The organism is Bradyrhizobium canariense (genome assembly GCF_900105125.1).
GTDB classification, from domain to species: domain Bacteria; phylum Pseudomonadota; class Alphaproteobacteria; order Rhizobiales; family Xanthobacteraceae; genus Bradyrhizobium; species Bradyrhizobium canariense_A.
Genome location: NZ_LT629750.1, coordinates 5298037 through 5320077, shown reverse-complemented (window position 1 = coordinate 5320077; position 22041 = coordinate 5298037). Strand labels below are relative to the sequence as shown.

At 60.5% G+C, this 22041-nt stretch carries 20 protein-coding genes; 10 read left to right on the top strand and 10 right to left on the bottom strand.

The window, feature by feature from the left end:
* Nucleotides 1–70 precede the first annotated feature (70 nt).
* Genes coaE through BLV09_RS25255 form a run of 3 tightly spaced genes read right to left on the bottom strand, consistent with a single transcriptional unit; the run spans nucleotide 71 to nucleotide 2177 of the window.
* Nucleotides 71–670: a dephospho-CoA kinase gene (coaE, locus tag BLV09_RS25265; protein WP_146689323.1), complete on the bottom strand. Its 600-nt coding sequence runs from the start codon at nucleotides 668–670 to the stop codon at nucleotides 71–73.
* A 48-nt stretch (nucleotides 671–718) separates the two neighbouring features.
* Nucleotides 719–1327: a Maf family protein gene (locus BLV09_RS25260; protein WP_146689322.1), complete on the bottom strand. Its 609-nt coding sequence runs from the start codon at nucleotides 1325–1327 to the stop codon at nucleotides 719–721.
* Between the two features lie 10 nt (nucleotides 1328–1337).
* A complete protein-coding gene (locus BLV09_RS25255; RefSeq protein ID WP_100384978.1) occupies nucleotides 1338–2177 on the bottom strand; it encodes a pyruvate, water dikinase regulatory protein in 840 nt (279 codons plus the stop codon).
* 476 nt (nucleotides 2178–2653) lie between these two features.
* Here BLV09_RS25255 and hemJ point away from each other — a divergent pair, with 476 nt between their 5' ends.
* The 7 genes from hemJ (at nucleotide 2654) to BLV09_RS25220 (ending at nucleotide 11149) form a co-directional block, all read left to right on the top strand.
* Complete coding sequence (hemJ, locus tag BLV09_RS25250) at nucleotides 2654–3076, top strand: protoporphyrinogen oxidase HemJ (protein WP_146691294.1); 423 nt, start codon at nucleotides 2654–2656, stop codon at nucleotides 3074–3076.
* Between the two features lie 258 nt (nucleotides 3077–3334).
* Nucleotides 3335–4600 (top strand): transcription termination factor Rho, encoded by a 1266-nt coding sequence (gene rho / locus BLV09_RS25245; RefSeq protein ID WP_100384976.1) that lies wholly within the window; start codon nucleotides 3335–3337, stop codon nucleotides 4598–4600.
* A 333-nt stretch (nucleotides 4601–4933) separates the two neighbouring features.
* Entirely contained in the window at nucleotides 4934–6316 is a 1383-nt protein-coding gene (mnmE, locus tag BLV09_RS25240) for a tRNA uridine-5-carboxymethylaminomethyl(34) synthesis GTPase MnmE (protein WP_146689321.1), read from the top strand.
* 156 nt (nucleotides 6317–6472) lie between these two features.
* A complete protein-coding gene (gene mnmG, locus BLV09_RS25235) occupies nucleotides 6473–8356 on the top strand; it encodes a tRNA uridine-5-carboxymethylaminomethyl(34) synthesis enzyme MnmG (RefSeq protein ID WP_146689320.1) in 1884 nt (627 codons plus the stop codon).
* A 222-nt stretch (nucleotides 8357–8578) separates the two neighbouring features.
* Nucleotides 8579–9277 carry a 16S rRNA (guanine(527)-N(7))-methyltransferase RsmG gene (gene rsmG / locus BLV09_RS25230; RefSeq protein ID WP_174556566.1) on the top strand — a complete coding sequence of 233 codons (699 nt, stop codon included), beginning with the start codon at nucleotides 8579–8581 and terminating at the stop codon, nucleotides 9275–9277.
* The gene (locus BLV09_RS25225; protein WP_100384973.1) at nucleotides 9274–10125 is read left to right on the top strand and encodes a ParA family protein; all 852 of its coding nucleotides are present in this window, start codon (nucleotides 9274–9276) and stop codon (nucleotides 10123–10125) included. The genes rsmG and BLV09_RS25225 overlap by 4 nt, the downstream gene beginning before the upstream one ends.
* Nucleotides 10126–10270: 145 nt before the next feature.
* On the top strand, nucleotides 10271–11149 hold the full coding sequence (locus BLV09_RS25220; protein WP_100384972.1) for a ParB/RepB/Spo0J family partition protein: 879 nt from the start codon (nucleotides 10271–10273) through the stop codon (nucleotides 11147–11149).
* 136 nt (nucleotides 11150–11285) lie between these two features.
* On the opposite strand, the gene holA is transcribed toward BLV09_RS25220, so the two are convergent.
* The 4 genes from holA to BLV09_RS25200 all read right to left on the bottom strand — a co-directional run bounded on the left by holA (nucleotide 11286) and on the right by BLV09_RS25200 (nucleotide 17330).
* Nucleotides 11286–12314, bottom strand: a complete 1029-nt coding sequence (gene holA, locus BLV09_RS25215) for a DNA polymerase III subunit delta (RefSeq protein ID WP_146689319.1) — start codon at nucleotides 12312–12314, stop codon at nucleotides 11286–11288.
* Between the two features lies 1 nt (nucleotide 12315).
* The gene (gene lptE / locus BLV09_RS25210; RefSeq protein ID WP_100384970.1) at nucleotides 12316–12864 is read right to left on the bottom strand and encodes an LPS assembly lipoprotein LptE; all 549 of its coding nucleotides are present in this window, start codon (nucleotides 12862–12864) and stop codon (nucleotides 12316–12318) included.
* Nucleotides 12851–15487, bottom strand: coding sequence for a leucine--tRNA ligase (gene leuS, locus BLV09_RS25205; protein ID WP_146689318.1), 2637 nt, complete (start codon nucleotides 15485–15487; stop codon nucleotides 12851–12853). Before leuS ends, lptE begins: the two co-directional genes overlap by 14 nt.
* 145 nt (nucleotides 15488–15632) lie before the next feature.
* Nucleotides 15633–17330, bottom strand: coding sequence for a diguanylate cyclase domain-containing protein (locus BLV09_RS25200; protein ID WP_146689317.1), 1698 nt, complete (start codon nucleotides 17328–17330; stop codon nucleotides 15633–15635).
* 106 nt (nucleotides 17331–17436) lie between these two features.
* Between BLV09_RS25200 and BLV09_RS25195 the strand changes: the two genes are divergently transcribed.
* Nucleotides 17437–18126, top strand: coding sequence for a YggS family pyridoxal phosphate-dependent enzyme (locus tag BLV09_RS25195; RefSeq protein ID WP_146691292.1), 690 nt, complete (start codon nucleotides 17437–17439; stop codon nucleotides 18124–18126).
* A gap of 124 nt (nucleotides 18127–18250) precedes the next feature.
* Here the strand turns inward: BLV09_RS25195 and BLV09_RS25190 are convergent, their stop codons facing one another.
* Both BLV09_RS25190 and BLV09_RS25185 read right to left on the bottom strand, forming a co-directional pair.
* Nucleotides 18251–19036, bottom strand: a complete 786-nt coding sequence (locus BLV09_RS25190) for a 2-keto-4-pentenoate hydratase (RefSeq protein WP_146689316.1) — start codon at nucleotides 19034–19036, stop codon at nucleotides 18251–18253.
* Between the two features lie 18 nt (nucleotides 19037–19054).
* A complete protein-coding gene (locus tag BLV09_RS25185; protein ID WP_146689315.1) occupies nucleotides 19055–19576 on the bottom strand; it encodes a L,D-transpeptidase family protein in 522 nt (173 codons plus the stop codon).
* Nucleotides 19577–19822: 246 nt separating this feature from the next.
* Between BLV09_RS25185 and BLV09_RS25180 the strand changes: the two genes are divergently transcribed.
* Both BLV09_RS25180 and BLV09_RS25175 read left to right on the top strand, forming a co-directional pair.
* On the top strand, nucleotides 19823–20509 hold the full coding sequence (locus BLV09_RS25180) for a response regulator transcription factor (RefSeq protein WP_100384965.1): 687 nt from the start codon (nucleotides 19823–19825) through the stop codon (nucleotides 20507–20509).
* A gap of 51 nt (nucleotides 20510–20560) precedes the next feature.
* Nucleotides 20561–21004, top strand: a complete 444-nt coding sequence (locus BLV09_RS25175; RefSeq protein ID WP_146689314.1) for a cyclic nucleotide-binding domain-containing protein — start codon at nucleotides 20561–20563, stop codon at nucleotides 21002–21004.
* Nucleotides 21005–21068: 64 nt separating this feature from the next.
* Here the strand turns inward: BLV09_RS25175 and BLV09_RS25170 are convergent, their stop codons facing one another.
* Entirely contained in the window at nucleotides 21069–21884 is an 816-nt protein-coding gene (locus BLV09_RS25170) for an exodeoxyribonuclease III (protein WP_146689313.1), read from the bottom strand.
* Between the last annotated feature and the right edge of the window lie 157 nt (nucleotides 21885–22041).

Here is a 22041-nt window from a genome sequence, read left to right as displayed (position 1 = left end):
AAGGGCATGATCCCGAAAAGGTGGGAACCGGTTTTCGGAAAAGATCATGCCCAAACAAAACGACGACGAATCAGGGTCGCCGCCGCGGCATCTTAGCAGCCTCGTCCAGGATGTCCCGGATTCGGGCGCGAACGGGATCAAGACCATGCGACGTATCCACGATAAAATCCGCGCGCTGGCGTTTTTCGGCATCCGGCAGTTGCCGCGCCAGAATGTAATCGAGTTTTTCGGCGGTCATGTTGTCGCGCGCGAGGATTCGCTCGCGCTGAACTTGGGGCGATGTCGTGACCACGACCACCGCATCGACACGCTTCTCGCCACCGGTCTCGAACAGCAGCGGCACATCCACGACTGCGACAGGCGCGCCGGACTGCTCGGCCTCATCGAGGAATTTTTGATGGTGGCTGCGCAGCATCGGATGAACGACCTGTTCCAACCGCTTCATCGCCTGCGCATCGTGCACTACTTGCGCTGATAGTTTGGCACGATCGACCCTGCCGTTAACGGTCGTGCCTGGGAACGCCGCCTCGATCGCCGGCGCTGCCTCGCCTTCGTAGATCATGTGAACGGTGGCATCGGCGTCGTAAACCGGGACGCCCGCATCAGCGAACAGCTTGGCGGTGGTTGATTTCCCCATCCCGATCGAACCGGTCAGCCCAAGAATTATCATTGGATCATCATTCCAATATCACCATTCGCGGTCTCATCAGCGTCTGCCTCACACCGCAAGCAGCTTCTCGCTGCGCAAAAACGCCAGCAATGGCAGTAATGGCAGCCCCAGGATGGTGAAATGATCACCGGAGAATTGTTCGAACAAGTGAATGCCGAGCCCCTCGAGCTGGTAAGCACCGACACTGGCCGTCACGGCCTCTCCGGCTTCATCGAGATAAGCGCCGATTTCAGCCTCGGTTAACAGCCGCATCGTCATACGCGCGACGGAGATGGTTTCGAACACTATCTTGCCATCCCGCGCGACAGCAATTGCAGAGTGCAGTTCATGGCTCGCTCCAGAAAGCGTGCGTAGCTGATCGACGGCCTGCGCGCGATCAGCCGGCTTGCTGAACAGCCGGTTCCCGAGCGCCAATGTCTGATCTGCGCCGACAACGAATCTGCCGGGATGACCCGACGACACCGAAACGGCCTTTTCCCGCGCAAGAAGTGAGGCAATGTCGCCGGGCGCGGAAAGGCCTGAGGCTCGCTGGATCGCTCGCTCATCGATGTCAGCTGGAAAGGCGTCAAAAGCGATGCCGGCATTGGTCAGCAATGCCTGCCGCGCACGGCTTTGGGAAGCGAGTATTAATGGATGTTTGCTGCGCCAGATGGACATCACTGGATGATTATTCCGAAAGATGCTGCCGCTGCCGGTCTGTAAACAATTTTAATATCGCCGCCGCGGTTTCTTCAATTGATCGCCTGGTAACGTCGAGCTGCGCCCAATTGAACTTGGCGCTTAGACGCCGTGAAAACGCAACTTCATCCGCGACCGCCTGGCGATCGATATAGTCGTCATTGCCGGGACCCGCGCCCATGCTCAACAACCTGTTCTGCCGGATCTGGATCAGCCGCTCCGGTGTCGCGTGCAGACTGACCACCAGCGGCTTTTTCAAATTCTCCAATTGATGCGGGATCGCGATGCCCGGCACCAGAGGAACATTCGCGGTGCGAATGCCACGGTTGGCCAGATAAATCGAGGTCGGAGTCTTCGATGTGCGGGACACCCCGACCAGAACGACATCGGCCTCTTCGAGGCCTTCGACATGCTGACCATCATCGTGGATCATCGTGTAGTTCAACGCGTCGATCCGCTTGAAATATTCTGCATTCAACGTGTGCTGCGCGCCGACGCGTCCGGTGGTCGCCGCGCCGAGATAGGCCTGAAACAATTGCATCACCGGGCCGATGATCGAAAGGCTCGGAATGTTGATTTGCTGGCATTTCGCTTCCAGCCGCGCGACCAGATCCTTCTCCAGCAGCGTGAACAAGACAATGCCGGGTGCCTCCTCGATCTCGTCGAGCACGCGATCGAGCTGCTTCTGACTGCGCACCAGCGGATAGACATGCTCCACCGGCGTCACATTGGCGTACTGGGCAGCGACCGCGCGCGCGACGGTAATCAGCGTCTCGCCGGTCGAATCAGACACCAGGTGAAGATGAAAATAGTTGCCGGTCGTGGGCACCGTTGACCCTGTGTATCCTGTGAATCCTTGTGGAGCTTTCCTGAAAGAATCGGGCATCGGTCGGTCGGTCAGGGATAACCCGGCTTTTTCTTCACAGGCCTTCGCAAAAGGACAAATTCATTCGAGGTTTGCAATGATAGTGGAGTTATGTGGACTTGTCTCTTCATAAGCTGACGACAGGCTAGCACAAGCGACTGAAACCAGTGACGTTATTCGAATCGACAAATGTGCCGTGCGAATTGTTGATGGATGTGGGTAACTCCGGACAACGTTTGGATAGCGTTTTGTGAGTCCAATTCACGGCTACTTAGACTCAAACCTAAGATTCTAAAATTATTGTTTTAGAAAAGGCCTGCTTGCGGATATGTCTCGGTTCGAACCGAATTGGCATGCTCGGCAATGCTGATGTCGGCAGAAATGTTCCAGTATGGCCGGCGACAAAAGCCGTGTGCTGGCTAACGAGCGAGACGTCTGCGATGTATGAATGGATCAAGGCGCTGCACGTGATTGCAGTCATCTCGTGGATGGCCGGCATGCTCTATTTGCCGCGGTTGTTCGTGTATCATTGCGATGCCGAGGTTGGATCGAAGCAGTCCGAGACGTTCAAGGTGATGGAACGTCGATTGCTGAAAGCAATCATCAATCCGGCGATGATTGTGACATGGCTGGCCGGACTCTACCTGGCGTGGATCGGTCACTGGTTCGCCGCCGGGTGGTTGCATGGGAAACTTCTGCTGGTGCTGCTGCTGTCGGGCGTCCACGGCTTTTTTGCCCGCTGCGTGAAGGACTTTGCCGCCGACCGCAATCTCAGAAGTCAGAGATTCTATCGCTTTATCAATGAGGTACCCACGTTGCTGATGATCGGGATCGTGATCCTCGTGGTGGTGAAGCCGTTTTAGGCCCGGCTTTCGTCAACAACTCGCGCCAAGCTGCCTGCTTGCGGAACGTCAGCTGATTTTCTATATTAGCGAAATCCCACCACACGCAGGCGGATGTGGTTGCGTTTCGGTTCCTTTATTGGGCCGGCCGCCACATCGGGTTTGAAGCCTCTCCGGCGCTTTCCTTGCTCAGACCTGCGGACTTTCCTTTGCACGTCCGCATTTTCTTAAAGCCACCTCGCATCCCCTCCCTAAAGCTACTTCCACAGGACCATCCCAATGCGGGAAATAAAACTTCAAGATCTCAAATCCAAAACAGCGGCCGAGCTGGTCTCGTTCGCGGAAGAAAATGGGGTCGAAAACGCCAGCACCATGCGCAAGCAGGAGCTGATGTTCGCCATTCTCAAGCAGCTTGCGATCGCGGAAACCGACATCATCGGCGAAGGCGTCGTCGAGGTTTTGTCTGACGGCTTCGGCTTCCTGCGCTCGCCTGATGCCAATTACCTGCCAGGGCCGGATGACATCTACGTCTCGCCTTCGCAGATCCGCCGCTTTGGTTTGCGCACCGGCGATACCATCGAGGGCCACATCCGCAGCCCGAAAGAAGGCGAGCGCTACTTTGCGCTGCTCAAGGTCAACACGCTGAATTTCGAGGACCCGGAAAAGTCCAAACACAAGGTCAATTTCGACAATCTGACACCGCTGTTTCCCGATCAGCGCTTCCGGCTCGAGCTCGAGGACCCTACCAGAAAAGACCTTTCTGCAAGGGTGATCGACATCGTGGCCCCGATCGGCAAGGGCCAGCGCGCACTGATCGTGGCGCCGCCGCGCACCGGTAAAACCGTGCTAATGCAGAACATCGCGCATTCGATCACCGCCAATCATCCCGAATGCTATCTGATCGTGCTTTTGATCGACGAGCGTCCGGAAGAAGTCACGGACATGCAGCGCTCGGTGAAAGGCGAGGTGGTTTCATCCACCTTCGACGAACCGGCGGTGCGTCACGTCCAGGTCGCCGAGATGGTCATCGAGAAGGCCAAGCGATTGGTCGAGCACGGTCGCGACGTGGTGATCCTGCTTGATTCGATTACGCGTCTGGGCCGTGCCTACAACACCGTGGTGCCGTCATCCGGCAAGGTGCTGACCGGCGGTGTCGACGCCAACGCGTTGCAGCGGCCCAAGCGCTTCTTCGGCGCCGCGCGCAACATCGAGGAGGGCGGTTCGCTCACCATCATCGCGACCGCGCTGGTCGATACTGGCAGCCGTATGGACGAGGTGATCTTTGAAGAATTCAAGGGCACCGGCAACTCAGAACTGATCCTCGATCGCAAGGTTTCGGACAAGCGGACCTTCCCGGCGATCGATATTTCGCGTTCCGGCACCCGCAAGGAAGAGCTGATCACCGATCCGCAGCTCCTGAAGAAAATGTACGTGCTGCGCCGGATCCTCAATCCGATGGGCACCATGGACGCGATCGACTTCCTGCTCGACAAGCTGCGCAACACCAAGAACAACTCGGAATTCTTCGATTCGATGAATACCTGAGTGGGTTGACGATCCCGAAGGGGCGTCACGGCGCAAGCCGGGCGCCCCTTTTTCTATGCCGATTCAAGCTTTTATTGCGGTATTTGCTGCAATGGAACCGCAACATCGACGGGCTCATCGCTTTGTATGTCTCAGATATAAGTGATTGAGAATATTTATATTTTTATCCTTATAGGCTGGCTTTTCGATGTCATCGGATCTGTGGTCCCACATCGCGCAAATCCATACGCATTGTGCGATGCACAATTCTCACGTCGTGCCACTTCGATAACGTGGGCATTCGCTCGGCCACAAACTACTTGGCCTCGACGGCGCCCCGCAGGCAAATAGGCGATGCACCCTCGGGAACAAACTATTTTTGCGCTGTCATCGGGCCGGCCGCCAAGCGCGATCGCGGTCGTCCGTGTCTCCGGACCGCAGGCCGGCGCCACGCTTACTGCGCTGGCGGGTAAGCTTCCGGCCGCGCGGCTGGCAACCCGAACGCTTCTGCGCGACTCAACTGCGCAGGCGATCGACGACGCGGTGGTGCTCTGGTTTCCGGGGCCGGCCAGCGCGACCGGCGAGGACGTCGCGGAGTTTCACGTTCATGGCGGACGCGCGGTGCTCGCTTCGTTGTTCGCGGCACTTTCGGTATTTGAGGATGTACGCGCGGCGGAGCCAGGCGAGTTTACCCGGCGCGCGTTTGAGAACGGCAAGCTCGATCTCACCGAGGCGGAAGCTCTGGACGACCTGATCCACGCCGACACCGATCGGCAGCGCCGGCAGGCTTTGCGCCAGTTGAAGGGATTGCTGGGCGACAGGGTGCGCGACTGGCGCACGCGGATCATCGAAGCCTCGGCGCTGATTGAAGCCGGAATAGATTTCTCCGACGAAGGCGACGTGTCGGCTGAACTGATGGCGCCGGCACTCGTAAAGATGGCAGCGCTGCTTGGCGAAATCGAGCAAGTCCTTGCGGCACAGGGTAGGGCTGAACGCTTGCGCGATGGGCTCGTGGTTGCGATCACCGGGCCGCCAAACGTCGGCAAGTCGACGCTGATGAATCAACTGGCGCGGCGGGAGGTGGCGATTGTCTCACCTCATGCCGGCACCACGCGCGATGTAATCGAAGTTCAACTCGACCTCGACGGCTATCCGGTGACGGTGATCGATACCGCGGGCATTCGCGAAACCGATGATCCCGTAGAGCAGGAGGGTGTGCGTCGGGCGCGCGCACGGGCGGCGGAAGCTGACCTGGTATTGTGGCTGGCGGATGCGCCGGGCGCAGAGCATCCACACGAGGCGACCACGCCGGTATGGATGGTGCGCAACAAGGTCGATCTCGATCCCAAAAAATCCGACGCAACGGATTCTGGAATTGGCGTTGCGGGTGAGGGTCGTCCAATGGCCGAGGGCCAACGGCCGAGCAACAGATCCGATTTTGAAATTTCAGCAAGCCGTGGCGACGGACTTTCCGAATTGATCTCCGCGCTGGTGATGTTTGCGCAGGAATTCTTTGGCTCCGGGGAGGGCGGTCTGATCGCCCGCGACCGGCAGCGAAAATTGCTGGAGCAGACGGCAGCGTCATTGCGTCGCAGCATTTCCGTGGCGGAGACAAGCGAAGAGCTTGCTGCCGAAGATTTGCGGGCTGCCGCCCAGGCGCTGGGAAGGCTGCTGGGCCGGGTTGATGTTGAGGATATTCTGGACGTGATCTTTCGAGAATTTTGTATCGGAAAGTAATATTTCTTAATTCATTTCTACATGGATTTGTTTCACGTGAAACGACGCTCGCGGGAGCTCGGATCAGCTTTGGTGCGGTCAAGATTGTTTCACGTGAAACACCTATCAAGCCAAGTTCCGCTTCCGACTTCACCCGTCTCAAGATAGAAGTCCGGCATGCTCGCGCCGCAAATTTCTTTCGATGTGATCGTGATTGGCGGTGGCCACGCCGGATGCGAGGCTGCGGCCGCCGCGGCGCGCATGGGCGCCAGTACGGCATTGGTCACCCATCGCTTCGCGACGGTCGGCGCGATGTCCTGCAATCCCGCGATCGGTGGGCTCGGCAAGGGTCATCTGGTCCGTGAGGTCGATGCGCTCGACGGATTGATGGGCCGGGTCGCAGATGCCGGAGGCATCCAGTTTCGCATGCTCAACCGCCGCAAGGGTCCGGCGGTTCGTGGTCCGCGTGCGCAGGCCGACCGCAAGCTCTACGCCAAGGCAATGCAGGCTGCGATTGAGGAGACCGCGAACCTCAGCGTGATCGAGGGCGAGGCCGATGAGCTGATCGTCTCTGGCGGTCGGGTTACCGGCATCCGCCTGGCGGATGGCTGCGAACTCCGGGCCGGTGCGGTCGTCATTACCACCGGGACCTTTTTGCGCGGGCTGATCCATCTCGGCGAGAAGAACTGGCCGGCCGGTCGAGTCGGTGAGGCGCCGGCGATGGGACTTTCGGCTTCGTTCGAGCGGGCGGGCTTTACGCTTGGTCGGTTGAAGACCGGTACGCCGCCGCGGCTCGACGGCACCACGATCGACTGGTCCGCGGTTGAAATGCAGCCGGGCGATGACCCGCCGGAGCCGTTTTCGGTGATGACTGAGCGGATCACGACGTCACAGATCCAGTGCGGCATTACCCGAACCACGCCCCCGACCCACGATGTGATCCGGGCAAACGTGCATCGCTCACCGATGTATTCCGGGCAAATCAAGAGCAGCGGTCCGCGGTATTGTCCTTCGATCGAGGACAAGATCGTCCGCTTCGGCGATCGCGACGGACATCAGATCTTTCTGGAGCCGGAAGGGCTCGACGACAGTACGGTCTATCCGAACGGCATCTCCACCTCGCTTCCGGAGGAAGTGCAGTTGGCCATTCTGGCGACGATCCCCGGTCTGGAGCGGGTTCGCATGGTCCGGCCGGGCTACGCCATCGAATACGACCACGTCGATCCCCGCGAACTCGATCCGACCTTGCAGACCAAGCGTCTGCCGGGGCTGTTCCTGGCCGGTCAGATCAATGGCACCACGGGTTATGAAGAGGCGGCGGCGCAGGGGATTGTTGCAGGCTTGAACGCAGCGCTATCCGCCGGCCAGGGCGCACCCATCGTTTTCGACCGCGCCGACGGCTATCTCGGGGTGATGATCGACGATCTCGTGACGCGGGGCATCACCGAGCCGTATCGGATGTTCACCTCGCGCGCCGAGTATCGACTGACGCTGCGGGCTGACAATGCCGATCAACGCCTCACGGACAAGGGAATAGCTTTGGGCTGCGTGGGAAGCGCGCGGGCGCTTCGCCACAGCGCCAAGATGGCGGCGCTTAATGACGCGAAGTCTCTGGCGAAGGCCCTGACGCTCACGCCGAACGAGGCCGCCAAGCATGGACTGTCGCTCAACCGGGATGGTCACCGCCGCTCGGCCTTCGAATTGTTGGCCTATCCGGAAGTCGGTTGGAGCGAGCTGCGTGGTATCTGGCCTGAACTGTCAGCCATTGACCCATCGATCGCAGTCCATCTGGAGATCGACGCCAAATACGATGTCTACCTGAAGCGTCAGACCGCCGACGTTGATGCCTTCCGCCGCGACGAAGGATTGGTTCTCACCGATATTGATTACGCAGAGGTGCCCGGGCTTTCCAACGAAGCCCGTTCGAAGCTCGAAGCTGCGCGACCGCGAACAGTGGGGCAGGCGGGTCGACTGGATGGACTGACACCGGCGGCACTGGGCATCCTGGCGGCCTATCTTCGGCGCGAAGCGCGGCGCAAGACAACGAAGGCGACCGCCTAGAACTGTTTCACGTGAAACACGACCGGCGGGTTTGACTTTGTCGGCTTGACTTTGTCGGTTTGACTTGGCGGGTTTGGAAGCTTGGACGTCCGGCGTCCAATATTATCCTGGGAAAGCGCGATGGCGTCGACTCAATGAATGGGTCGTCGCGCGAATCTGCTATTCTTCGGGGATCGCCAAACGACTCGGCCCCGACTACGGACTCGATACGGCTGATCAACGGTGTCCAAAGTGACAAGACAGAGCGCCTCCGCAATCCCCCCGTCCGACAAGGCGGCCGCGCTCGCGTTGACACCTGTTTCACGTGAAACAGAGGCACGCCTCGATCGCTATGTTGACCTCCTGCTGGAATGGCAAGCCAAGACCAACCTGGTCGCGCCATCCACGCTTCCAGATCTCTGGACCCGGCACATTTCGGATTCGCTGCAACTTCTGGCGCTGGCGCCGAACGCAAAGGTGTGGGCTGATTTTGGTAGTGGCGGTGGTTTTCCCGGCGTCGTGCTGGCCTGTGCATTAGCCGGGATATCAGGTGCAACGGTCCATCTCGTCGAGCGCAATGCCAAGAAGGGCGCGTTTCTACGCGAGGCTTTGCGCGTGACGAATTCACATGGCACTGTTCATCTGGCGGATATCGGGGATACTGTGGATAGTTCCCTCGGGAAAGTCGATTGCGTCACTGCACGGGCGTTGGCTCCGCTACACCAGCTCATCGGTTTCGCGGAGCCGTTGGTGAAACAGGGCGCAAAGGCTTTGTTTCTCAAGGGTCAAGATGTAGAGTTGGAATTGACCGAGGCCACTAAATATTGGAATATTAGTCCGCGCCTCCATTCCAGCCGCACCGGCGGACACGGCTGGATCGTCGAGCTCGACCATATCGAGCGGCGCAATCAGTCCGCCCCAGCACATGGCGCCGAAGCATGACCGTAATTGATCAAATTTATCAAGAGGATAGGGCCCCAACCCCGCCGGGCCACCCGCGTATTCTGGCGCTCGCCAACCAGAAGGGCGGCGTCGGCAAGACCACCACGGCGATCAATCTCGGCACGGCACTCGCGGCCATTGGTGAGCGCGTGCTGATCGTCGATCTCGACCCGCAGGGCAACGCCTCAACCGGACTCGGCATCGATCGCCGCAGCCGCAACTGCTCGACCTATGACGTGCTGGTGGGCGAAGCGGCGCTCCGCGAATCGGTGGTCGCGACCGCTGTACCGCGGCTGCATATCGCGACATCGACCATGGATCTCTCCGGCCTCGAGCTCGAACTGGGAACGACGCCCGGCCGCGCCTTCCGGCTGCGCGACGCCATCGCGGCGCTGAACAACAACGTCTCTCCGGACTCCGATTACACCTACGTGCTGATCGATTGTCCGCCGTCGCTCAATCTTCTCACCGTCAATGCGATGGCGGCTTCGGATGCGATCCTGGTGCCGCTGCAATGTGAGTTCTTCGCGCTGGAAGGTCTTTCGCAGTTGCTGCAGACGGTCGAGCAGGTGCGCTCCACGCTCAATCCCAACCTGTCGATTCACGGCATCGTGCTGACCATGTTCGACTCGCGCAACAATTTGTCGAACCAGGTCGTCGCCGATGTCCGGCAGTTCATGGGCAGCAAGGTCTATAACACCATGATCCCGCGTAACGTGCGCATTTCCGAAGCGCCGTCCTACGGCAAGCCGGTGCTGGTGTACGATCTCAAATGCGTCGGCAGCGATGCCTATCTCAAGCTCGCGACCGAAGTGATCCAGCGTGAGCGAGACCTGCGCACGCACTGAGACGAATGTCGGTAGGGTGAGCAGGGGCGCTCCTCGCGCCGGCCACCCTAACCGCGCAATGCCTGGTGGGCACGCTTCGCTTTGCCCATCCCACGATCTGAGTTTCTAATCCGGAGTGCTGCGAGTGAATCCAAGGGAGCTGGCGATGGCCGACGAAGCGCGTTCGCGACTAGGCCGCGGTCTTGCAAGTCTGATCGGCGATGTCGGTGGCGAGGCCGCGCATCTGGAGCGCCCGCGCGGGCAACGCAAGGTACCGATCGAATTCCTGAAACCAAATCCGCGCAACCCGCGCCGCGAATTTCCCGATGCCGAACTTCGCGAGCTCGCCGACTCCATCAAGCAGCACGGCGTGATCCAGCCGATCGTGGTGCGCGCGGTCAAGGGCGCGCAGGACCGCTACGAGATCATCGCCGGCGAACGTCGCTGGCGTTCCTCGCAGATCGCGGGGCTGCACGAGGTTCCGATCGTGCCGGTCGAAGTCAGCGACAGCGATGCGCTCGAGATCGCCATTATCGAAAACGTGCAGCGCGAAAATCTCAACGCGATGGAAGAGGCGCAGGGCTATCACGCGCTGGCTGACGAATTCAGACGCAGCCAGGAAGAGATCGCAAAGATCGTCGGCAAGAGCCGCAGCCACGTCGCCAACATGATGCGGCTGACGAAATTGCCTGCTGAGGTTCAGGCCTATATCGCATCGGGTCAGTTGTCAGCCGGTCACGCCCGCGCGCTGGTCGGCGTCGACGATCCCGCCGCTGCCGCCAAGCGCATTGTCGAAGAAGGTCTCAATGTGCGCCAGACTGAAGCGCTCGCGCATGAAGAGGGTGTTCCTGTTCGCAAGGCGCAGAAGCCACGCGGCGGCAAGGTGAAGGATCCCGATACGGTCGCGCTGGAAAAGCGCGTTAGCGACGCGCTCGGTCTTGCCGTCACAGTCGATCACCGCGATCCCGGCGGCACCGTGCTGATCCGCTACCGCGATCTCGATCAGCTCGACGAGGTCGTGCGGCGGCTCGACAAAGGGAATTGACGCGCGATCCAAGCGAGAGGGTATCGGTCCAATTCATCCGCCGCAGTCGCGAGTGGGAAAAGGCTTCTCACCCAACGCTCTCAGAGCGAGCTCGTCGCGGCCCCGCAAGAACGGGGCAGGGGAGAGCTGGCGCGCTTTATCCCCGCCGCTTGGCATTCACGGCGATCGACATCAATGTGCGTTGCGCGATCACGGCCGCGAGCGGCGCTTGCTTGCGCATTTCCAGCGCGGCTGATGCGAGTTGCTCGATGATCGATAGCAGCCGCGCCGCGCTGAATTGGCGCAACGCGGTTTCGACATTTGCTTTCCTCGAAAAATGCAGTCGCGGAAAGCCGCTGTCGAGCAAGGTCGCGATCGGCGTTCCCTCGGCAACTGCGAGCGAGGATTTGTGCAGCCAGGCAGCCTGGCGCTGCGCGGCGGAAATGATCATGCCGGGATAAGTGCCGGCGACCATGGCCTTGGCGAACTCGGCTTCGACCAGGTCGGGCTTGCCGGCAAACGCGCCATCCACGATCGGATCGATCTTCAACTCCGAAGCGTCCGCCACGACCGCCATCACGTCTTCCAGGGTGACCTCACCCTGGCCGTGGGCATAGAGCGTGAGCTTGCGCAGCTCGTTGCGCGAAGCCTGGCGGTCGCCGCCGAGCAAGGACGTCAGCGTGGCGCGCGCCTCGGGTGCGATGCGCAGGTTCGACAGCCGCAATTCATCGTCGATTAACTTCGCAAGGTCGCGCTCCCCGTCGGGATAGCAGGCGATCGCAACCGCTGTTTTGGCGCGCTCGCAGGCTTTCCGCAGCGGTGATTCCGGTCGCAACTCGCCGGCTTCGATGACGATGCGGCAATCTTTCAGCGGCGAATCGGCCAGCGCATCGACGCCGCTGGCAAAACTGCGCGAGCCGGCGCGGACGCGGATCGCGCGGCGGCCGCCGAACAACGGCACGGTCATCGCTTCATCGACAAGCCGCGAGGGTTCGGCCGAGAGCTCGTCGCCATCCAGCCTCACCAGCGAAAACGGATCGTTGGGATCGTCGACCGCAGAGGCCAGCAGCGCATCGGCGCGCTCGCGCACCAGCCCGGCATCGGGGCCGTAGAGCAGGATGATGGGACGAGCAGGATCGGGCCGGGCGAGATAGGCGTCGATCTCTTTTCCGCGCAGCGCGACCAAATCAGCTGCCAGTGAAGAAGTAGGATGCGAGCCGGGTCTGAATGTGTTCGGCGATCTCCTGGGCCGAGCGGTCCTCAGCATCCCGGATGGCGCGGGCGCGCGCGAAACGCTGGTAGCTGCCCGGGATATCATAGGAAACGTGCGAGAAGGTCGTGCCGGTCATCACCGATTTGTCGGTGGCGATCTCGACCAGGTTGAATTGCGCATCGATGCCGTAATTCTCGCTCGTCGGCAGCCCGGTGTTGGGATCGACGATCAACGATGAGCGGCTGCTCGAGAATCTGATGATCAGCTTGTAAAGCGGCGGCGCGCCGGTGGCGTTGCCGTAAAGCTTGAACGCCAGCGCATTGCGGATTTCCACGCCGAGCCGCGCTTCCTGCGACGCATTCGGCTTGTCGATGGGCGGAATGTCCACGGTCAGCAGCTTGTCGCGCAAGCCGGTACCATCGGCATGTTCTGCATACATCGGCTGAAAGCAACCGGCCGTCAGCGCTGCGAGTGCAGCGACGGCGAGGAGCCGAACGGCGATGCGGGTCCTAGCCAACGACATTCACGATCCTCATGGGAACAATGATCACTTTGCGGACAGCCTTGCCGCCCAAGGCCTGTTTTACCGTATCGAGCGCCAAAACGGCAGCCTCAATTTCCGGATTCTGAGCACCGCTCGCCACGGTGACCTCGCCCCGCTTCTTGCCGTTGACCTGGACCACCAGCGTCACCGTGTCTTCAACCAGCAAATCGCGTTCGATTTGGGGCCAATTGGCTTCGGAAACCAGACCCGCCTGCCCCAGCACCCGCCAGCATTCCTCGGCCAGATGCGGCATCATCGGCGCAAACAGTTGCACCAGTATGATGGCAGCCTCGCGAACTGCCCAGGAAATATCCGGAGTAACATCAGGAGCGGGTTGTCCCTCACGGCCCACCACCTCGGCCAGCGCATTGGCGAATTCGCGGATATGGGCCAGGCAAACGTTGAAATGCAGTCTCTCGATGCCTGTGGATACTTTGTCCAGCGCGCCATGCGCCGCCTTGCGCAGGGCGAGCGCGTCGGTTCCGAACGAAGCTGGCCGCGCTGCAGGTGCGGCTTTGGCGATTTCCGCCGATTCGTTGACCAGACGCCACAGCCGTTGCACGAAGCGCGATGCGCCCTGCACGCGTTCGTCGCTCCAGATCACGTCGCGGTCTGGCGGCGAGTCCGACAGCATGAACCAGCGCGCGACGTCGGCGCCATAGGTCGCGATGATGTCATCGGGATCGACCGTGTTGCGCTTCGACTTCGACATCTTCTCGATTGGGCCGATGGTGATGTCCTCGCCTGAGCTGATCAGGCTGGCGCGGCGATCGTTGGCCCCGGTCTCGACTTGCACCTCGGCCGGGGTGACGTAGGAGCCGTCGGCTTTTTGATAGGTCTCATGCACCACCATGCCCTGGGTGAACATGCCGGCGAACGGCTCATCCATGTCGATATGGCCGGTCGCCTTCATCGCGCGGGTAAAGAAGCGGCTGTAGAGCAGATGTAGAATCGCGTGCTCAACGCCGCCGATATATTGGTCGACCGGCATCATCCGGTTCGCGACATCCGGCGTCGTCGGCGCGTTTTCGTTCCACGGATCGGTGAAGCGCGCGAAATACCACGACGAATCGACGAAGGTATCCATCGTGTCGGTCTCACGGATAGCCTTGCCGCCGCATTGCGGGCAGGTGACGTGCTTCCAGGTCGGATGATGGTCGAGCGCATTGCCGGGTTTGTCGAATGTCACGTCTTCCGGCAACACCACCGGCAAATCCTTGTCCGGTACCGGCACGACATCGCATGTCGGGCAGTGGATCACCGGGATCGGGCAACCCCAATAGCGCTGGCGCGAGATGCCCCAGTCGCGCAGCCGGAAATTCACCTGCCGCTCGCCGACCGGCATGTTGCCGCGGATTTCGCCTTCCAGCCGTTTGGCGACTTCTTCCTTGGCCTGCCCGATGGTCATGCCGTCGAGGAAGCGCGAATTGATCATGCGGCCGTCGCCGTCATAGGCGATGTCCGTGATCACGAAGGTCTTGGGGTCCTGGCCTTCGGGGCAGACCACCGGGATATTGCCGAGGCCGTATTTGTTGACGAAATCGAGGTCGCGCTGGTCGTGTGCCGGGCAGCCGAAAATGGCGCCGGTGCCGTACTCCATCAGCACGAAATTGGCGACGTAGACCGGCAGTTTCCAGTTCGGATCGAAGGGGTGAACCGCCCTGATGCCGGTGTCGAAGCCGAGCTTTTCGGCGGTATCGATGATTTCCTGCGCGGTGCCGATCCGCTTTGCCTCGGCGATGAACGCCGCAAGTTTTGGATTGTTCGCAGCCGCAGCCTGCGCCAGCGGATGATCCGCGGCGATCGCCATGAACTTCGCACCGAACAGCGTGTCCTGCCGCGTCGTGAAGATCTTCAGCTCGGTCTCGCCCGACGGAGTGGTCGCGGGATCGAGCGCAAAGCGCACCAGCATGCCCTCGGAACGCCCGATCCAGTTGCGCTGCATCAGCCGCACCTTGTCGGGCCAGCGGTCGAGCGTATCGAGCGCGTCCAGCAGTTCCTGGGAGTACTTCGTAATCTTGAAGACCCACTGGCTCATCTCGCGCTGCTCGACCACCGCGCCGGAACGCCAGCCGCGGCCGTCGATCACCTGTTCGTTGGCGAGCACGGTCATGTCGACCGGGTCCCAGTTCACCTTGCGCTTTTCGCGCTCGGCGAGACCCTTCTTCAGGAAGTCGAGAAACATCTTCTGCTGATGCTTGTAGTAAGACGGATCGCAGGTCGCGAATTCTCTGCTCCAGTCGAGTGACAGCCCGATCGAGCGCAGCTGCTTCTTCATCGCGGCGATGTTGTCGTAGGTCCACGCCTTGGGCGCGACCTTGCGCTCGATCGCAGCATTTTCCGCCGGCAGCCCGAACGCGTCCCAGCCCATCGGATGCAGCACATTATAGCCCTTGGCGCGCATGAACCGCGCCAGCACGTCACCCAGCGTGTAATTGCGGACGTGCCCGATATGGATGCGCCCGGACGGGTAGGGGAACATCTCCAGCACGTAATATTTCGGTCGCTTGTCGTCGTTTTTCGACGTGAAGATCGCCTGTTCGTCCCACTGGCGTTGCCAGCGCGGCTCGGTTTCGCGTGCGTTGTAGCGTTCGGAGGTCATGAAATCGCAGGGCTTTTCGGTGGCCAGGGCCGTTTTACGGAGATGGCGGACTAGGCCACAAAAGCGGCAGCGGGGTCAACGGGTTGGGCGGCCTGCAACAGCGACCGTTTGGTCACTTGTTTCTGCGGCGGCAACGGTTGGCAGGTCAGCTCGCGATCGCGATCGCATTGCCACCATCGGTGACCCGCACAAAGCCGTGCTCGACCACGGCGTTACGGCCACGATGCTTGGCGGCGTAGAGGGCGGCGTCGGCCGCTTCGATCAGATCGCCGGGCCGCTGCGCGTCGTTGGGCCGGGTACTGGCCACCCCGACGCTGACCGTGACGTTTTGATATACGCTGGTGGTGTGCGGCATGGCCTGATCCCAAACCGCCCGGCGCACCATTTCGCCGATTTCCAATGCCCGCACCGAATCCGTGTTCGGCAGCAGCAGGCAGAATTCCTCGCCGCCATAGCGTCCGGCGAAGCCCATGGTGTCGGCGGCGATCCCGGCCAGGGTTTCGCCGAGCCTTGAGAGACAGGCATCGCCTTCGGGATGGCCGTAGGTATCGTTGAACAGCTTGAAGTGATCGACGTCGATCATCAGCAGCGACAGTTCCGAATCGTATTGCTGGGCTTTCATCCATTCGAAGTCGAGCCGGCTCTGGAAACCGCGCCGGTTGGCAAGGCCCGACAGCATGTCGATCGATGCCATCACCGTCAGCCGGTCATTGGTCGCGATCAGCTCGCGTTCGCGTTCGGCAAGTCGCGCTGCCATGGCGTTGAATGCACGCGCCAGCGGCACGAATTCCGCAGGCAAACGGCTGCTTGCCGCGCGGGCCGACCAGTCGCCCTGGCCAAAGCGTTTCGCCATCGCCGCCATCATCTCGATCGGATTGATGATCAGCTTCTCCGCGGCGATCAATGCGCCGAGCAGTATGAACAGGCAGACGAAGCCGAGCTGCAGATAGGCGGTGCGAATATCGCGATTGATTGCGGCAGACACCTTGGTTTCGTCGATGCTGACGATCAGGCGCGATTGCGTGCCGGGAATGCGCGCAAAGTTCACAACGCGTTTTGAGCCGTCGGCCGCGACGAACGAAACCGACCCTTGATCCTGCTCTGTGTCGATTGCCTTCTCGGCGATGGCCGATAACAGCGGCACCGTATCCAGCGCCCGGCCGACCATGCTGGCCTGATCCGCCGGCGCCGCCAGCACGGTCCCCGTGCTATCAATCAGCACCGCCGAAATTCCGGGACGGCCGCCAAGATTGCCCATGATCTTCGACATCCAGTCGATGTTGACGCCGGCGACAATGACGGCGTCCGAGTCCTCCTTGATGGCGGAGACCGGAAACGCCGCCATCACGATCGGCAGGTCGGTAGCCATGGAGAACAGGAAGTCGCTGAAAACGACATCGCGAGCTTCCCGTGCCTGCTTGAGATAGGTGCGTCCGCTCAGATCCAGCCCGACCAGCGTGTTGCGTGTCGCGCACTGAACGTGTCCATCGCCGCCGACTATCATCAGGGCGCGAATCCACGGCAGGTTGACCGGCAGGCTCGCGCGCAGGATGTCGCAACTGCGGCCGACGCCTCCCGCCGACGAGCGGATATAGGCCGCCGACTTCAGCATTGTCTCGACCGACGAAATGACTTCCCGTTGGGTGTCGGCGCTGTGCTGTGCAAGTTCCGCAAATTCCTGGGTGGCGTGAGCCAACTGCTTGGCGCGGGCGTCCTCGAGCGAACGGGCCCGGTCGAGCATTAGCGGCGCCACCACGATCAGCGCCAGCAGCGCAAGCCGCGCACGGATTCCGAGCAGCTTCTTGAGCTTTGCTTTTTTGCGGTTGAAAGTGAAACGTGACATCGTTATCCCCGACCCCGCGGGCAAAGTAGGGGGAAGGGTTCAAAAAGCCTTTCCTGAACTCGGTAAAATTCGAATTACTCCGCAAAACTTACGGTCGATGGCTGCCATGGCGTCCGAAAATTCTTCGCCGATAACCCCATCTTTACCAAGCGCGCTTGCTTCGGTGGAGAATGACATTGTGCGTGCCTGCAACGAAGCGCGCCGCGATCGCGCATCGGTCACCTTGATCGCGGTGTCCAAAACGTTCGATGCCGACGCGATCACGCCTGTTATTGCGGGCGGACAGCGCGTTTTCGGCGAAAATCGCGTGCAGGAAGCCAAGGCAAAGTGGCCAGCGTTAATATCGGCTTACCCCGGCATAGCCTTGCACCTGATCGGGCCGCTGCAATCCAACAAGGCCAAAGAGGCCGTGGCGCTGTTCGACGCCATTCATTCGGTTGACCGGCCGAGCATTTGCGAAGCGTTAGCCAAAGAAATCATTTCTCAAAAACGCCGGCCCGAACTGTTCGTGCAGATCAACACCGGCGAAGAGCCGCAGAAGGCAGGCATCGCGCCCGACGAGGCGGACGCCTTCATTGCGGGCTGTCGCGATAAATATGGTTTGGCCATTTCCGGTCTGATGTGCATCCCGCCTGTTGATGATGCGCCGGCACCGCATTTTGCGTTGACGGCGAAGATCGCTGCGCGCAACGGGCTGAAGAACCTGTCGATGGGCATGAGTGCCGATTTCGCGGTCGCGATTCAATTCGGCGCCACCCATGTGCGGGTCGGCTCGGCGATTTTTGGTCATCGCTGAAACAAGACTTGTCGTCACGCCGCGGCTTTTCTGTCGAGCAATCGAGCGGACATGTTTGCTGCAACCAACCTCGGTGGTTATAGGTCCCGGCGTTTGCCGGGACGACATCGAGTGTGAATGACGCCTACTTGAACCCGACCGATACTTTGCCGAGCGTTCCAAAATCCGCCTCGACCAGATCGCCGGATTGAATCGGCAGCGGCGGATGGCAGGTGCCTGTGGTCACGATCTGGCCGGCCTTGAGCGTCACGCCGAGCTGACGCAGTTCATTGGCGAGCCAAGTAAGCGCAATCCGGGGATCGCCAAGCACGTTCTTTCCGTGACCGATGAATCGCTTTCCGCGCAGCGTGATAACCGGCTTCTCTTCGACGAGGTCGAGCGCCCGCCAGTTTGTCGTTGCTGGCGCGCCCAGGACGAATAAATGCGCGCAGGCATTGTCGGCGATGATTTGCGCAGCACCGGCGCTGACAAAATCCGAAAATCGCGAATCCGGAATCTCGATGGCCGGATGAAGCGTGCCGACCGCGTCGAGGACTTCCTGTACGGTGTAGAGCGACGATCGCGGCGGCAGATCCGTCGCCATGCGAAAAGCAAACTCCGGCTCGGCGACGCGCATTTCATTTCCGGCCATGGAAGCGGTGCCGCCATCCGGAATGACCGTCTCGGACAGGATGCGCCCCGCCATCGGACCGTCGACATTGATGTGCTTCTGTCCGGCCTCACTGGTGGCAGCGATTTTCCAGCCGAATAAATCGGCGGCCGAATAACTCTCGATCGCCGCCTGGATGGCGTAAGCCTCCGCCCGGTCGCGGGGCCGGTGCGATGATTCGAGCGCGCCGAGCTTGGTGCCCGCGCGCCAATGATCGTGCAGTCTCCGTGACGCGGCGGCGATCTGATTTTTATCCAGCATGGCTTTGATGTCCTTACGTCACCCGATCACAATCCTGGTCTGCGGGCCGAGCCGTTCCAGCAACCGCAGCATCGCCGATTTGGTCATCGATACACATCCTGCGGTCGGCGAAAAATCCTTCCGCGCCAGATGCAGGAATACCGCGCTGCCGCGGCCGGCAATGCGCGGAGAGGTGTTGTGGTCGATCTCGATGATAAAGTCATAGAGATGATCGTCGCGCTTGAGGCGATCGGCGCCATCATCGCGATCCAACCGGACAGGCTGGTTGTAGTGGCGGCTGAGCGGATCTTCGCACCAGGCGTCATCTGGCCGGATGGCGCGGACGGGTAGAGGAGTCCGCGGCCGCGGATGGCGATCGGCGCGCCACCACAATTGCCGCGGCTGGAACGTGCCCTTTGGCGTTCCCCCATCGCCTTCCCGTTTGTTGGCTCTAATGCCACCGCGGCCAAGTGCCACCGGTACGATGCGTCCGTCCACGGTGAGCCAGCCCCGGCGCGGATCGCCGGCGGCGGCTCGAACCAGAATTTTCTCATAAGCCATTGAAATATCTTAAGTGTTTAGAGAATAGCTATTTCTATCTCGCCTGGTTGGCCGAAAATATGCATTCCCCGGCATTACAGGACATTCATCCAAATGCCCGCCGGTTTTGAGATACAGTGGGTTTCGCCTTGTGAATCTGTAACAGAGCCCTACCTCAAGACGAAACAAGACCGACGAACCGAGATTCACCTACCGAGTTCGGCTGAAGGCGCTTCCGCCTGCACCGGCTCCAAAGGACTGTACGACATGGCCAATGCCCGCAAGATCCTGATCGTAGATGATGACACCGATCTGCGCGATACATTGGTGGAGCAGTTGTCGCTGCACGAGGAATTTGAGGCCTCGGCCGTCGACACCGGCGCAAAGGGCGCCAACGCCGCCAAGGCCAATGCACCCGATCTGGTGCTGATGGATGTGGGCCTGCCGGACACCGATGGCCGGGAGGTGGTGCGCAGCCTACGCAAGGGCGGCTTCAAGGCGCCGATCATCATGCTCACTGGACACGATACGGATTCGGATACCATCCTCGGACTTGAATCCGGCGCCAATGACTACGTCGCCAAGCCGTTCCGGTTTGCCGTGCTGCTGGCGCGGATTCGAGCCCAGCTGCGCCAGCATGAAGCCAGCGAAGACGCGGTGTTTTCGGTCGGACCCTACAGTTTCAGGCCCGGCTCCAAGATGCTGACCGGCGCCAACGCCAAGAAAGTGCGCCTGACTGAAAAGGAAACTGCGATCCTGCGATTTCTCTACCGGGCCGGCCAATTGCCGGTATCGCGCGAGACGTTGCTGCAGGAAGTCTGGGGCTATAATTCCGGCGTCACCACCCACACACTGGAAACTCACATCTACCGGCTGCGGCAGAAGATCGAGAAAGACGCTGCCAATCCAGAGATACTGGTGACCGAAGCCGGTGGCTACAAGCTGGTGCCATGATACGATTCGGGTAGCGATTCGCATTTAGCGCGCCCCGATCACCGGTTCTATATGTCGATCGAAGATGATGTTGCCTTGCTTGAGCGCGTCCCGACACTGCGCCTGTTGGGGACGACCGCTTTGCGCATGCTGGCGATCGGTTCCGAGCAACGCGATTTTGCCCGCGGTGATGTCCTGTTCAAGGCCGGCGATGACGCGGACGCGGGATTTATCGTGCAGCGCGGGGCGTTCCGTATCGCCGATGACAGCGGGGCCGAACTGGTCGCAGGCCCCGGCTCCTTGATCGGTGAACTCGCGCTGGTGGTTGCGATGCCACGGCCGTCGACCGCGACCGCGCTGGAGCATTCCTCGGTCATTCGTGTCGCGCGCAGCCTGTTTCAACGCGTACTCGAAAGCGATCCCATGGCGGCGCGCCGGCTTCGTGACGAATTCGCCAACCGGACCAGCCAGATCGCCAGCGATATCCTGATGGCGGGCGCAAAGCTGAATAGCTGACGCAATGACTTGTCATGCGCGGTGCGCGTCAGGTCGAATCCGGAAATGACGAGCGCATGTCAGCCTACACGTCCAGTGTCACCGTGACCGGGACGTGGTCGGAAGGCCGCTCCCAACTCCGCGCATCGCGCGTGATCCGGAAATCGCTGACGCTTTCCTTGAGGGCTCGCGACACCCAGATGTGGTCGAGCCGGCGGCCGCGATCACCAACTGTCCAGTCGGCGGCACGGTAGCTCCACCACGTATAGACTTTTTCCGAAAGCGGGATGCGGTCGCGCGCGACGTCGACCCATTCGCCGTGTGTCTGCGCCGCCAGCAGCTTCTCGCATTCGATCGGCGTGTGTGACACCACCTTCAGCAATTGCTTGTGCGACCACACGTCATTCTCATGCGGCGCCACGTTGAGATCGCCGACCAGGATATGTCGGTCATCGCCGCGCGGATGCAAAGGCTCGCACGCCTTCATCTCGTCGAGGAATTGCAGCTTGTGCTCGAATTTCGGATTAAGGGCAGGGTCAGGAATATCGCCACCGGCCGGAACATAGAAATTATGCAGCACCAGTGGTTTTGAAAGCTGCGCCTTGGCGCCGAACTCAACCGAGATGTGACGCGAATCGAGCCTGTCGCAAAAGGTTCTGATATTGGTGCTCTCGAACGGCAGTTTCGAGACCACGGCGACGCCGTGATAGCCCTTCTGTCCGTTGAGCGCGACATGCTCATAGCCGAGACGTTTGAAACGCTTCAGTGGGAATGCGTCATCGATGCATTTGGTCTCTTGCAGGCACAAGACATCCGGCCGCGCCGATTTGAGGAATTTGGCGACCAGATCGATGCGTAGCCGCACCGAGTTGATGTTCCAGGTTGTCAGGGAGAAGCGCATGCGGCCTGGGTATTAGGGCATGATCCCGACCCGAAGGGCCGCATCAGCGCAAGGTGGAAACCTGTTTTTGAAAAAGCGCACGCCCCGAAGAATATAAAGCGATGCGTCTGATCCGGCTGGTCTGGATCAAACTCTAGCATGCTCCGTGTCGTTGTCT

What these genes read in the sequence shown, in the direction of transcription:
- coaE (WP_146689323.1), bottom strand. Translation starts at nt 670, where the DNA reads ATGATAATTCTTGGGCTGACCGGTTCGATCGGGATGGGGAAATCAACC.
- BLV09_RS25260 (WP_146689322.1), bottom strand. Translation starts at nt 1,327, where the DNA reads ATGTCCATCTGGCGCAGCAAACATCCATTAATACTCGCTTCCCAAAGC.
- hemJ (WP_146691294.1), top strand. Translation starts at nt 2,654, where the DNA reads ATGTATGAATGGATCAAGGCGCTGCACGTGATTGCAGTCATCTCGTGG.
- rho (WP_100384976.1), top strand. Translation starts at nt 3,335, where the DNA reads ATGCGGGAAATAAAACTTCAAGATCTCAAATCCAAAACAGCGGCCGAG.
- mnmE (WP_146689321.1), top strand. Translation starts at nt 4,934, where the DNA reads ATGCACCCTCGGGAACAAACTATTTTTGCGCTGTCATCGGGCCGGCCG.
- mnmG (WP_146689320.1), top strand. Translation starts at nt 6,473, where the DNA reads ATGCTCGCGCCGCAAATTTCTTTCGATGTGATCGTGATTGGCGGTGGC.
- BLV09_RS25225 (WP_100384973.1), top strand. Translation starts at nt 9,274, where the DNA reads ATGACCGTAATTGATCAAATTTATCAAGAGGATAGGGCCCCAACCCCG.
- BLV09_RS25220 (WP_100384972.1), top strand. Translation starts at nt 10,271, where the DNA reads ATGGCCGACGAAGCGCGTTCGCGACTAGGCCGCGGTCTTGCAAGTCTG.
- lptE (WP_100384970.1), bottom strand. Translation starts at nt 12,864, where the DNA reads ATGTCGTTGGCTAGGACCCGCATCGCCGTTCGGCTCCTCGCCGTCGCT.
- leuS (WP_146689318.1), bottom strand. Translation starts at nt 15,487, where the DNA reads ATGACCTCCGAACGCTACAACGCACGCGAAACCGAGCCGCGCTGGCAA.
- BLV09_RS25200 (WP_146689317.1), bottom strand. Translation starts at nt 17,330, where the DNA reads ATGTCACGTTTCACTTTCAACCGCAAAAAAGCAAAGCTCAAGAAGCTG.
- BLV09_RS25195 (WP_146691292.1), top strand. Translation starts at nt 17,437, where the DNA reads ATGGCGTCCGAAAATTCTTCGCCGATAACCCCATCTTTACCAAGCGCG.
- BLV09_RS25190 (WP_146689316.1), bottom strand. Translation starts at nt 19,036, where the DNA reads ATGCTGGATAAAAATCAGATCGCCGCCGCGTCACGGAGACTGCACGAT.
- BLV09_RS25185 (WP_146689315.1), bottom strand. Translation starts at nt 19,576, where the DNA reads ATGGCTTATGAGAAAATTCTGGTTCGAGCCGCCGCCGGCGATCCGCGC.
- BLV09_RS25180 (WP_100384965.1), top strand. Translation starts at nt 19,823, where the DNA reads ATGGCCAATGCCCGCAAGATCCTGATCGTAGATGATGACACCGATCTG.
- BLV09_RS25175 (WP_146689314.1), top strand. Translation starts at nt 20,561, where the DNA reads ATGTCGATCGAAGATGATGTTGCCTTGCTTGAGCGCGTCCCGACACTG.
- BLV09_RS25170 (WP_146689313.1), bottom strand. Translation starts at nt 21,884, where the DNA reads ATGCGCTTCTCCCTGACAACCTGGAACATCAACTCGGTGCGGCTACGC.